11 protein-coding genes are annotated in these 12,404 nt (G+C 54.7%); 3 read left to right on the plus strand and 8 right to left on the minus strand.

Annotation, left to right across the window (positions count from 1 at the left end; genetic code table 11):
• Positions 1–72: 72 nt before the first annotated feature.
• Both CFLAV_RS24060 and CFLAV_RS24065 read right to left on the minus strand, forming a co-directional pair.
• Positions 73–1,860, minus strand: a complete 1,788-nt coding sequence (locus CFLAV_RS24060) for a hypothetical protein (RefSeq protein WP_007417468.1) — start codon at positions 1,858–1,860, stop codon at positions 73–75.
• A 40-nt stretch (positions 1,861–1,900) separates the two neighbouring features.
• Entirely contained in the window at positions 1,901–2,317 is a 417-nt protein-coding gene (locus CFLAV_RS24065; protein ID WP_007417469.1) for a hypothetical protein, read from the minus strand.
• A 360-nt stretch (positions 2,318–2,677) separates the two neighbouring features.
• Here CFLAV_RS24065 and CFLAV_RS24070 point away from each other — a divergent pair, with 360 nt between their 5' ends.
• Positions 2,678–3,430, plus strand: a complete 753-nt coding sequence (locus CFLAV_RS24070; RefSeq protein ID WP_007417470.1) for a FecR family protein — start codon at positions 2,678–2,680, stop codon at positions 3,428–3,430.
• 24 nt (positions 3,431–3,454) lie between these two features.
• Here CFLAV_RS24070 and CFLAV_RS24075 read toward each other — a convergent pair whose 3' ends face one another.
• The 4 genes from CFLAV_RS24075 to CFLAV_RS36215 form a co-directional block, all read right to left on the minus strand.
• Positions 3,455–4,192 (minus strand): YoaK family protein, encoded by a 738-nt coding sequence (locus tag CFLAV_RS24075; RefSeq protein ID WP_007417471.1) that lies wholly within the window; start codon positions 4,190–4,192, stop codon positions 3,455–3,457.
• Positions 4,193–4,241: 49 nt separating this feature from the next.
• Positions 4,242–5,690, minus strand: coding sequence for a dihydrolipoyl dehydrogenase family protein (locus CFLAV_RS24080; protein ID WP_007417472.1), 1,449 nt, complete (start codon positions 5,688–5,690; stop codon positions 4,242–4,244).
• 180 nt (positions 5,691–5,870) lie between these two features.
• Positions 5,871–7,634, minus strand: a complete 1,764-nt coding sequence (locus CFLAV_RS33030) for a PLL family lectin (protein ID WP_150107567.1) — start codon at positions 7,632–7,634, stop codon at positions 5,871–5,873.
• 396 nt (positions 7,635–8,030) lie between these two features.
• The gene (locus CFLAV_RS36215; protein WP_202796951.1) at positions 8,031–8,534 is read right to left on the minus strand and encodes a hypothetical protein; all 504 of its coding nucleotides are present in this window, start codon (positions 8,532–8,534) and stop codon (positions 8,031–8,033) included.
• 9 nt (positions 8,535–8,543) lie between these two features.
• On the opposite strand from CFLAV_RS36215, the gene CFLAV_RS24090 reads away from it, so the two are divergent.
• Positions 8,544–10,169 carry an alpha/beta hydrolase family protein gene (locus tag CFLAV_RS24090; protein ID WP_007417474.1) on the plus strand — a complete coding sequence of 542 codons (1,626 nt, stop codon included), beginning with the start codon at positions 8,544–8,546 and terminating at the stop codon, positions 10,167–10,169.
• A gap of 303 nt (positions 10,170–10,472) precedes the next feature.
• Here the strand turns inward: CFLAV_RS24090 and CFLAV_RS24100 are convergent, their stop codons facing one another.
• Entirely contained in the window at positions 10,473–10,718 is a 246-nt protein-coding gene (locus CFLAV_RS24100) for a hypothetical protein (RefSeq protein ID WP_007417476.1), read from the minus strand.
• A gap of 88 nt (positions 10,719–10,806) precedes the next feature.
• On the opposite strand from CFLAV_RS24100, the gene CFLAV_RS24105 reads away from it, so the two are divergent.
• Entirely contained in the window at positions 10,807–11,613 is an 807-nt protein-coding gene (locus CFLAV_RS24105) for an HNH endonuclease (RefSeq protein WP_007417477.1), read from the plus strand.
• Positions 11,614–11,662: 49 nt separating this feature from the next.
• Here the strand turns inward: CFLAV_RS24105 and CFLAV_RS37915 are convergent, their stop codons facing one another.
• A complete protein-coding gene (locus CFLAV_RS37915) occupies positions 11,663–12,382 on the minus strand; it encodes an HhH-GPD family protein (protein ID WP_007417478.1) in 720 nt (239 codons plus the stop codon).
• Positions 12,383–12,404 lie beyond the last annotated feature (22 nt).

Below are 12,404 nucleotides of genomic sequence, written 5' to 3' on the forward strand. Positions count from 1 at the left end.
TAGCACCGAAACTTCCCAAGGGAAGTCAATTAACTCAGTTAAACTCCTGCCACCCAGCCCAATCCGCTCCATTTAAGTCGCGGAAGTCTCTGGTTTTGGCTCCGTATCCGATGAAGCACCAGGTGCTGTCGGCTCGGGTGTTGTCGCAGGTTCAGCAGTGCTGGAGCTTTCCTGTGCAACCTGCTCCCCGGCACTCGCCTCAGTCTGCGTTGCCGTTGCTTCACCCGAAGTCGCGGCCTGGCCTTCAGCCGATTCACCACCCGCAACCGCTGCAGCTTCAGCAGGCTTTGCCTTGGCTGGCTTGGGCGGTTTCGGAACCGGCTTCTTGGCCGTCTCCAAAATGCCGTTGGCAAATTCAATTACGTGACCCTGGTGAATCAACCAATGCAAATCTCCAATCACCGCCGCCTGTTCCGGCGTGGTCGCGGGTTCTGCTGGAGTTGGCGCAGCGGCCGGTGCGGCACCTTCAGCAGGTGCGGACGCAGGCGCAGCTTCAGCTGTTGCGACAGTTGGCGGAGTTGCCGGTGCGACCTTTGGCGTCGGCGCCAAGGCTTCCACCAATTGCTTCCGCGTGCACTTCGGCTTCGAATCGATGAACTGCACGATCTTCTTTACCTGCTCGGAAACCGGCGTTGCATCCAAATCCAAATAATGCGGACGCGCCACCGATACATGCGTCACCGTCTTGTTCACCTTGAAGAACTGCAAGCCGTGACCCGCAAATTGTTGGCTCAATATCGTCGCAATCTGCAACGGGAACCGCCGCTGATCTTCCCAGGTGCTCCGCAACAAACGCTGCAATGCCGGCGCGCGCAATGCTCTCGCCGCCACACCCGTCATCGTGTGCTTCTCCACCTGCTTGATGATGTTCGGCAAATGAACTTCGCGGAAATGTTTGTCCACATCCTCGCGACTCGCCAATCGTCCCGCTTCCGGCACGTTCAGGCAGATATATTCCGTCTTGAAACTCTGGTCTTCCACCCACTTCTTCACCGTCGCCTCGTCCTTCACGATCTTCACGCGCGACTTAAACATATCGAATGGCATCCGCGAAAAACGTTCCGCGTGCAACCGCCGCAATTGATTCTGATAATCATGATAATTCGGCGGGCCCAAAATCACTCCGCTGATGCCGCACTGCGCCACGAACGTATAAGTTCCCTTCGGCGGTTCCGTCGGCGTTTTCTCCGCCTGATAGAACATGCCGAAATGCTTCGTCATCACATGCGCCACCGCTTCCTCTTCGGAAAGCCACAGGGAATCATCGATCGCGCACAGGAACAACGGCTGCGCCACCGTTCCATCCTGCTTCTTCTTCACCTCGAAGCGTACCAAATGCCGCTCGGGCTTCTGCAAAATCATCTGCGCAATATCAAACAACGGGAACGAACGCCCGCTCATCTTGATCTGCCGCGACAACGAATCCACTCCCTTGTCATCCGGCAAATAAGTCACCGTCAACTCCGGCAATGGCAACGGCGCCTCACGACGCTCGCCACGGTCAAACCGACCGCCACGCTCTTCGCGACCCTGACCAGGACCTCTGCCCGGCCCACGATTAAATCCACCGCCGCCCTCGCGACGTGGCCCACGCTGTTCACCGCCAAAGCCACCTTGACCTTGACCCGGCCCACGCGGCGCACCGCCCGGACGACCGCCGCCACCTTCGCGACGCGGCCCACCAGGACCGCCCCGGCCTTCCGGCCTGCGACCACCACGATCACCACCACGGCGTTCAGGACGCTCCGATGTTTCATTGCCCGTATACTTTTCGTAACGGTTTGCGGCCGGTGCTTCCTGAGCCCAGGCGGGCAGGAACAACTTTTCCAAATTAAATTCAGCTTCTGGAGATGTACTCATGCGTTCTAAAAGGCGCGTTATTTAATGTCGCGCTTGAAATTTATCCGGCTAGCATGGATTGCCTTCTGAAGGATTGCAAGCGCTCGCTAATCAATATTTCAACCGATTTTCCAACCCCTTTTTGCCCTTCAAAGCCTATTTTAACCTCTTCCGCCACTTCTGTCACTCCACCCACCCAATCCGCTTCATCAATCTTTGCCACAGCCGATTGGCAACCCATCGTGATGACACTACCCCCGCCGATCAACTCGTTACTCGTCACGTTCAACCTCTCCATTTCTTTTCCTAATGGCATCATTCCACCCGGAAAAATTTTAACCTTCCGATACCTTCCGATACCTTCCGATACCTTCCGATACCTTCCGATGGCTTCCGCACCATAAGATATATTACGAACAGCAAACGCCAGACCATCGCCAATTTGAAACTTGGACAAAATGACAATCTGAACATGCATTTTATATCTCAGTTTAACCAAGGCTAACTCAGTTTAAGTCAGTTTAACCGGTCCATACTGCAATATGATCTATTACTTTATCGTAAACGTCGTATTTATAAAACATAACAGCCACAATTCAGGTCGGTATTGACCTCTTTCACACGCCACAACAAATACTTATCTTCTACGACTCTGTCAACAAATATTTCAATAATTACTCACAAATTCCACCCTGCCCTATCCACGTGAATCCCGATCCATTCGCGGTTACCCATCCGTCCTTTTCCGTTTTGAGCTCTCTGCAGTTGCTCCTTCCGCATTCAATACTCTCTTTCCTTCCCCGACCCTTTCCTTCATACTCCACCCGCCCTTCACGCCATGAGAACCATTCGACGCCCAGCACGCAATACGCACCACGCAACACAACTCTTCTGTGTCCTTTGCGCGTTCCTGTGGCTCACCCTCCCCACGGCCCTTTTCGCCAAAGACGCCCCGCCACCCACTGCCCGAGTCACTTCCGTCAATGGCAAAGCCCGCTACTCCACCGATGGCAAAACCTGGGCAGTGGTCGAAAAAGGGACCAGCATCGCCGCTGGCACTGTCATCCAAACCGCTGGCAGCAAATCTCAAGTCACCCTTCTCCTTGAAAAAAAACCGCATTATGGCTTCGACCCCAACCAACCTCGCGACCCTTTCTATACCTGGACCGAAAAACTAAGCACCCTCAACATCTACGAAAACTCGGTCGTCTCCCTCGACCGACTTGATTTTGAAAAAACCAAACACGGCACCATCTCCCACACCCGCATCAATCTCCGCGCTGGCTACGTCATCGGCAACCTCCGCAAACTCCCACCCCAATCCGATTACCAGGCCACCTGCGACAATCGCACCGCCAAAATAAACCCCGGCGAATACGTCATGAAGGATGACGGAACATTCCTCACCGGCACGGGCACTGCCCTCCTCGAAACCAAACACCCAGGTCGCCCTGCCACGACCATGCAATTGGAACCAAACATCCTTTACGACTCCGCCCCCGCCGACTCCGAGTTCTCCGGCATCGACGACAACAAACACTACCATCCTCGTCCCCGCATCTCTCAACCCAACCTCCGCCCGGGAATCTGACGCAACACGCAACACACAAAATCATCATTGCTTTCTACCAACCGGCCTGATGGCCAGGCTCATGACCAATGCAAGCAAGGCCAGGCCGGCGGGCAAGCCCAGGGACTTTAGGCCTCCGGCCGCAAAGCACACCGCACCAAGGCCAGCGCCTGCGATGAAGCCAATGATAACTGGCCAGGTATGCTTCGCTCGGTGACGCGCCTCGGCCACCTCGGCTGGATTATGCCCCAATAAGACTTCGCCAGCATCCATGATGAAACGAGTAAGGTCTGTCGTCATCACCGTAGTTGGGGGCGTCCCCTGCAACGAAAGCTGCACCAGTGCATTCTGGACGGCCATGGCTGCCACGGCCAGTTGGCCGGCAATGAGTGTGTTTCGCGCCCCTGAATCCCGATGGTCGCCAGAGACGAGGCAAAGAACAAAAGCACCGCCCAGCATCAGAAATTGCAGCAGGAGCAGAGGCCGCAAGGAGCCGATGCCAAGCGCTTCCAAGCCAGCGACGAGCAACCTCGTAAGGCCAAGCACCAGAATGAAAAGCGGCAAGGAGAGGACGAGGCAGGCGGCGCCTGTTCCCCTGCCTAATATCTGTGCGATGAGGACGACCAGATTGCCGGTAACATGTGCGCTGAACAGGCCGAGTCCGAGAAAGCTGATGACATCCGCGCTGCCGGCGATCACGCTGAGCAAGGCAGGGAGCAGCCTTGCACAACGGGAACTGTGGATCTGCGAAGTTGAATCCTTCACATCGTCAGCGTCTTGCACTGGCTTGATTTTGTCTGGTATGATCCAGGGAGATTCATGCTTGTAAAACCTACGCTTTGGAAGCGGGAACGGAGGCAGGCGTCACATTATTAAAAAGTGCGATTAGTCCTTCGAGCAGCGTTGGATGTGTAAAGATGGCGTCACGTAGCGCTGTATAAGGGAGCCCGGCAATCATCGCGACTTGCACGCTGGCCATGATTTCTCCCGCCTCGACTCCGAAAACGCTGAAGCCAAGGATGCGATCACTCTGGGTGTCAATGAGGGCTTTCATGAAACCCCGGGTTTCTGAAAGCGTTCGGGCTCGCTGTACCGCGCTGAGTGGAATTTTCGCCAGTCGATAGGCGACGCCACCCTCGTTGGCCTCCGTTTCACTCAGGCCGACCCGGGCAAACTCGGGGTCCGTGAATACGCAGAACGGCACTTGCCGGCCGGTGGTCACGCGATGGCCGCCAAGGATATTTTCGTGCACGATGTGGAAGTCGTTTTCCGAGATGTGTGTGAAGTGCGGGCTGCCAGCGCACTCACCCACTGCCCAGACGTCGGGTGCCGTTGTTTCCAGGCGTTCATTCACTTTGATGTACCCATGGCTGGTGGTTTCAACTCCGGCGAGGTCCAGACCAATGCCGTCGGTGTTGGGCGTGCGACCCGCCGCGACCAGGATATCACTGCCTTCCAGGACGAGTTCCGAGCCGTTGCGGTTGGCGCTCAGTTTCACCGATTCGCCGGATTTGCCTTCGACGCGAGTGATCCGCGTGCCGGTGAGCACGTCGATTCCTTCGTCCCTGAACAGTTCATGCAGGGCTGCCGAGATGTCCTCATCCTCGCGATGGATCAGACGAGCGTTGCGGTCAACAATCGTCACCCGGCAGCCGAAGCGGCGCATCGCCTGGGCGAACTCAACGCCGACAAAGCCGCCTCCCAGAATGATGAGATGTTCCGGGATGCGATCAAGCTCCAGTGCTTCGATATGGGTCAAGGGGTTCACTTCACGCAGGCCCGGCGTAGGATCGATGGTTGCATGGGTGCCTATATTGATGACGACCTGTTTCCCGTGAAGGAGGCGTATAACGCCATCGGCAGAGGTAACCTCGATGGTTTTCGGTCCGACAAAGCGTCCTGATCCCATGAGCAGCTCAGCTCCGCTCTCTTTGTAGTGATCAATCTGAATGTCAACCAGGTCCTTGACCATCTTGCGCTTGCGAGCACGGACGCCCTGCATGTCGATTTTCCAATCCCCCTTGGTGATGCCGAACTCCTCGCTTCGCCGGAAGTACGAAGCGACCTTTGCACTATGGATAACGTTCTTGCTTGGAAGGCAGGCGATGTTTTGGCAGGAACCGCCCACATATTTTCGCTCAATGGAGGCGGTCTTCATCCCGTGTTTGGCCAGGGTCCAGGAGATAAGTTTGCCAGCCGTCCCGCTGCCCAGCACGAGGAGCTCGTATTCTTCCGGGCTTGAACGAGTCCTCTGTATATCCTCCTGCATTTTTGGTTTCATGATCTGCCTCCCTGTTCCAAAGGAATGTTTACAGTCTGCTGGTCATTGCTCCAATGGGGAATACCCTGCATGCGACACATTCTGGCGCCAAACCCACGTCCCCCACGCAACACGCAATAAAAAAACCGGCCTCTGGGCTTCCCCAAAGACCGGCTCATGCAAAACCTTCCGCTAATCTATTTATTTAAACAGATACGAGATGCTCCCGCCCAAGGTACCCCAACCATTCCAACTCGTGCTGTTCGCCGAGGGATACTCGTAGTTGTTCCAGACCGCGTTGGTGGTGCTGCCGATGCTGATGTCCAGCCGTCCATCCGCATTGTTGCCAACGGCAACGGCGTCGCCGGCCTTGATCGCTGCGCCCGCTCCCAGGCTCACCCAGCCATTCCAGCCGCCATTCGGAGCAGATTGATAATTATGATAAACATTCCCGTCCGTCCCGACGCCATAAAGCTCGATGCGCCCATCCAGATTGTGGCCGGCCGTTATGCGGGAACTGATCGATCCTCCCAGACTGGCCCAACCGTTCCAAGCGCCGTTGGCCGTGGTTTCATAATTGTGCCAGACGACATGGTTGGTATCGACCGTATAGACTTCCAGGCGGCCGTCCGCATTTTGAGCTGCGACCGGCACGCGTTGACTTCCCCCGGCGGGCGCACCCAGGCTCACCCAGCCACTCCAACTCCCGCTCGGACTCGCTTGATGATTATAATAAACCGCCCCGCCAGTCCCGTTCGCGTAAAGCTCAGCGCGTCCATCCTGTTCGCGTGCTGCCGCGAGATCCGAAGTGATGGCTCCGCTCAAGCTAATCCAGCCATACCAACTGCCACCCGCCGTGGTCTGGAAATTATCATACACGATATTATTGGTGCCGCGCGCGCACAATTCCAGACGCCCATCGATATCCACGGCCACCACCGGGGTGCCTTGCATTCCCGGACTCACCAGGTCGGCCCAGGCGCTCCAACTGCCATTAGGAGTGGATTGATACGTGTGCCAGATGCTGTTGTTCGAGCCGCGAGCAAACGCTTCCAACCGGCCGTCCGCATTGCGGGCAACCGTGACGCCGCTCTGCACTCCGGATAATCCCGTCGTCACCCAGCCATTCCAGCCGCCATTGGGCGTCGATTGAACATTGTGATAAACGCTCCCGTCTGTGCCTACACCCCACAAGTCCAGCCGACCGTCGGCATTGGTGTTGATCGGCTGCGAGGCCCAGGTCCACAACGGTATCGGCGGCGCCAGGTTGCCGAACGGGTTATTCGTATTGTGCACCACGCCATAGAAGTAACGATCCGGCCATCCAGAACGGCTGAGAGACGAACCGTTCACTCCTGAACGACTCATGATGTCGCGCCCGGTTGCAACCGAATTCTGCTCGCAAATATAAACATTGTAGGAGTCCACATAATCCACCACCGCCACATGCCCGGCATGTCCGCTGTTGGGTAGCGTCGACTTCCAGACCAGCAAATCCCCGGAAACCGGCACATACCCGCTTCCATTGTTGTAGGAAGTGCCCACGTCCGGATTATTAAAAAGCTGGTAGGCAGAACTGACAGCCCACGCACCGCAATGCCAGCCACGCACCGTGTACAACCGCTGCGGCATCTCCACACACTGCCACTCGCAACCCGTATACACACTCTGCCCGCTCGATGGACAAATCGTGTATGAACTCCCCCAACCGCAACAACACACACCGGCATTATTGAAAATATCCACGCCCAATCCTCCCAGCCACGCATTGGAATGGACAATCAGCGTTGCAGTCTGCCCATGCGCAGAATAACCAGCCACAGTCATCAACGCGGCGACGACCATGCCCAGCCACAACGCCCGGCAACGAAGTGCAAATGAAAATAAAACTGAATTCCTGTTTCGCGACGCTTCGGTTCCTTGTCCCGAACGTCCCATCGGTACGGCCTTTCTTGTATAGTTCATAGTAGTGCTTTCTGTGCCGGGACAATTCAGTGGAAAGAGAAGCGGTGGGGCACTTTGCACGAAACACTCGTCGTGAGGCATCAAAGCTCGACTCTGTCAGCGACGAACAACGAAGCCCCGGTCCCTGTCTGGAAAAAACGAGTCCGAAAGGACCGTCCGCAAGAATCAGAAAGATCAAGCAACCGCGCTACTTCAACTGAATTGTCCCGGCTAAGGGGTTTTGTATTTATGGTGAGACAACCGCACTTTGAACCACCCCCAAATCCTGTCAAGCCCAATGTTCCCCAACTCTACTACCCACCATCACCATCGCTAATGCCCCGCTGAAAACTGAAAACTTAACCCTCTTCCCCGTAGCCGCCGAGCAAAAGGAGGCGGACCGCCCTCAATCAAAAATCAAAAATCGCAAATCAAAAATTTTTTCTCCCTTTTGTGCCCTTTGTGCCTCTTTGTGGCCATTCCTTCGTGAAAATTCGTGCCCCTTCGTGATTCAACTCCTTCCGAATTCCCGTTGACAGCCGCTCCAAAATTCAAGTATGTCCGGGCATGACAAGGGCTCATCAGTACAGGCTGCACCGCATGCTCTCTCTCACTGTTCTGACGACGCCTGCCTCGTCGGCGATGACCTCTTTGACTGACTGCCTTCCATGATTTCCACGCGACATTCTCTTTGGAAACCCTGAGCGGGACACCCCTGCGCTGTCTCCCGATGGCAAACACCTGGCATGGCTGCAGCCGGACACCAACAACGTCCTCCAGGTCTGGGTCCAAATCGTTGGCTCCGACGACGCCAGGATTGTCACCGCGGACAAAAAGCGCGGCATCCGCCAGTTTTTCTGGGCGGAGAACAATCGCACCCTGCTCTATCTGCAGGACAGTGACGGTGACGAGAATTTTCACCTTTTCGGTGTGGACCTCCAGTCTGGCAACGTGTGCGATTACACGCCCTTTCAGGGAGTCAGGGCGCTCACGGTGAAATTGAATCCCGATTTCCCGGATGGAGCCATGGTCCTGCTCAATGTGCGCGACCGCTCGCTCTTTGATGTTTATCTGCTCAACCTGAAAAACGGCGCCATGGAACTCGACACCGAAAACCCCGGAGATGTTCACAATTGGCATACGGACCCGAAATTTCGCGTCCGGGCGGCTGAAGTGCTGACACCCGACGGCGGCACGGAAATCCGCGTGCGCGACGATGACAAGGGATGGAAGTCCCTCCTCAAGGTCGGTCCGGACGAAATCCTGGAAACGATTGATTTCACCGCAGACGGCCGGTCGCTTTTTCTCAAATCCTCGATCGGGCGGGATACAGCCGCCGTGGTGGAAAAAAACATTGACACCGGCGTGGAGAAAATCATCGCGGCCAGCGACGAAGTGGATGCGGGCGAGGTCATCATCAACCCTCACACGCGTGTGGTGGAGGCGGTCTCGTTCGCGCCCGGACGAACCGTCTGGCGCGTGATTGACCCCGGAGTGAAGGCCGATTTCGAAGGCCTCGCCCGGCTTAACGACGGCGATTTTCGGTTGGTGAACCGGACCGCAGCGAACGACGCCTGGCTGGTTTTATTTCATTCCGACCGGCAGCCGCCGCGATTCTATAAATGGGATCGAAAGGCCAAAGAGGGCTTTTTCCTCTTCTCCACCCGTCCCAGGTTGGAAGGACTTCCGCTGGCGGAAATGCAAGCGATCGTCATCGCCGCCCGCGATGGCCTAAAGATGCACAGCTATCTTACCCTGCCCAACGGAGTGCCGGCGCGGAAACTGCCCATGGTTCTATTCCCGCATGACGGTCCCTGGCTGCGTGACACCTGGGGATTCATTTATCCTTATGCCCAGTGGCTCGCCAATCGTGGCTACGCGGTGCTGCAGCCAAATTACCGCGGCTCAACCGGCTATGGGAAAAAGCTTCTCAATGCCGGCAACAAGGAATTTGGCCGCAAGATGCACGACGACCTGATTGATTGCGTCAACTGGGCCGTGAAGGAAGGAATCGCAGACCCTCACCGGATCGGAATTTTCGGCGGCTCCTATGGTGGTTATTGCGCATTGGCCGGAGTGACGTTCACGCCAAAGGTGTTCGCGTGCGCGGTGGACGTGGTCGGGCCGTCGAACCTGAAGACGCTCCTTGCCTTCATTCCATCTTATTGGAAGAGCGCGCGCGGGATGCTCGATACGCGCGTCGGGAATATTGACGACCCAAGGGACGCAGACCTGCTCCACCATGCCTCGCCACTGAATTTCGCGGACAGGATCGTGCGGCCTTTGCTCATCGGGCACGGAGCGAATGATCCACGCGTCAAGCAGGCTGAATCGGAGCAGATTGTTGCCGCCATTGAGAAGAACGGCGGCAGCGTCACCTACGTTCTTTATCCTGATGAAGGCCATGGCTTCGCGCGGCCAGAGAACGGGACAGATTTCAACGCGCGCGCCGAGCAGTTTTTGGCCGAGCACCTCGGGGGATGTTTCGAACCAATGCCCGCCGATAAAATACCCGGTTCATCAGCCCTGGTCCGCGTCATCAAAGGCAGGCATTGACCGGAGCCTCTGCGTCTCCGTGGTGAACAATCTTGTTAATCTTGTAAATCCTGTCTCAAAGTTAGTTTCCCTCTTTGCGTTCTTTGGGATCTCTGCGGTAAAATTCCCTCCGCCCAAAACCATTTGGAGCCTTCCTCTCTGGATATGGAAAATACATTCCACTCTTTCCAAGAATCGTTAACTCCCGAGTCATTTGCGACGCCGTCCGTATTGCGACATTTATGTCCTCATAAACATCCTCCGTCGGAAACTGCCTTGTCGGGCCGTAATCCCTTCTCCAAATCCGAAATCTCGTTTTCCTCTTCACGACCACCCTCCCTGCTCCTCAATCTGCCCCCGAATCTTTTCAACGATGCTCCGATAATGCCGCCCAATCTTTTCCGCCTCATCCGCATCACTACACTCCTCAGCAATAAAGAACTCTTCCGGCATTTCCCCACTCCGCAAAAACTCCGCCGTATTCTCCCATCCCGACGCCCTGATCTCCAATCCATCCAACAACTGCCCAAGATCGTTCGCCCCGATTTTAATATGAAATATTTTCTCCATAATCTGGGCATTACTACCTGGCCAGGAATCGCATTTCCGGCAAGCTTTTTCACTCGCAGAATATTCCAACTTTCCTCATCCTGGCTTTATGGCCAAAGCACCCTCCGTTAAATGGACTCGCGAGCAACTGCTCATCGCCATGAACCTGTACTGCAAACTGCAGTTCGGCCAATTCCACTCGCGCAATCCCATCATCATCCAAACCGCCGAGAAAATGGGACGCACAGCCAACAGCTTGGCCATGAAACTCAGCAACTTCGCCTCGCTCGACCCCGTGCAACAAGCTCGCGGCATCAAAGGACTCGCAGGTGCTAGCGAACAAGACCGGGAGGTTTGGAAAGAATTTCGTAAAGACTGGAATACCCTCGGCATCCAAAGCGAAGACCTCTTCCAAAATCTCTTTGTTTCAACCGGTGAAAAAGAAGCCGAAATTTCCGACAAAGGGGTAAAAGTAAAACCAGCCAAAATTCTCACGCCTCCCACTGGTCCAACCGAGAAAACCGCACTCGTCAAAGTCCGCCGCAGCCAACAATTCTTCCGGCAAACCATTCTCAACATTTACCAACACCGCTGCTGCATCACCGGCATCGCCGTTCCCGAACTACTCGTCGCCAGCCATATCGTCCCATGGAGCCAATTCCCTGAACACCGCCTCGATCCCCAAAACGGCCTCTGCCTCTCCAGCATCCACGACGCCGCCTTCGACTCCGGCCTCGTCACTTTCGACGACAACCTCCGCCTGACCCTCAGCAAAGAACTCGAAAAATATTTTCCCCAAGAAGCCCTAGAAAAAAACTTTGCCGCCTATCAAGGCAAAACAATCTGCCAGCCGGAAAAGCTTTCAGAACCTAATCGTGAATTCTTGAAATACCATAGAACGGAAGTTTTTAAATAAAAGGATTCTTTGCCTGCTTACTTTTATACCGAGATAGGTTAATACTAAATTACTTTCTTTGACGCAGTGACCTACCTGAACGGTGAAAATGTCTGCAATTCGATTTTAATGGGCACTGATTACAAATCGGGTTCGCAGACTTACAAACGAGTGCGCCAAGATCCAAAATTGCCCAATTAATCATCCGAGGATCGTTATTCGTTACGATCATTTTCGACAGAGACTGAAGATAAGGATCGAACCGAATGTCGACAAGCTTTCGAGATCCAAAATACCGCTCCAACACGCGAGCCATGTTTACGTCCAGGAGAGGAGCTGGAACATCGTGAACAAACAAAAGGATGGCATTAGCAATGTATTGTCCAACACCTGGCAATAAAAGAATGTCTTCCTGTGTTTGCGGAAAACGTCCTTTCTCGGTACATATCTCGACAGCAAGGGCTTTGATTCTGGGAGCTCTTTGTCGAGATAGGCCTAATGGCTGAAGAATTTTGCAAATTTTTTTCTCTGAAGTATTAGCAAGCGTGTCCCAATCAGAAAAAATGTTAATAAACTTGGGCCAATATAGTTCAACCGTCTCTGCACGAGTCCGTTGTAGAAGCAGTTCACTAACTATTAGGTGGTAGCTAGTTGCATTGTCATTTCTCCATGGAAATTCTCGTGCATTGACACGCCACCAATGCGACAATTTCTTCTGGAATATAGCGATTTCTCTATCTAAAACAAATCTATGACCAACTTTCGACCGCTTATTTAGAAGACACTTCATTCCACCAACTGAACTTAGGTGA

The sequence above is a fragment of the Pedosphaera parvula Ellin514 genome, from assembly GCF_000172555.1.
Classification (GTDB): domain Bacteria; phylum Verrucomicrobiota; class Verrucomicrobiia; order Limisphaerales; family Pedosphaeraceae; genus Pedosphaera.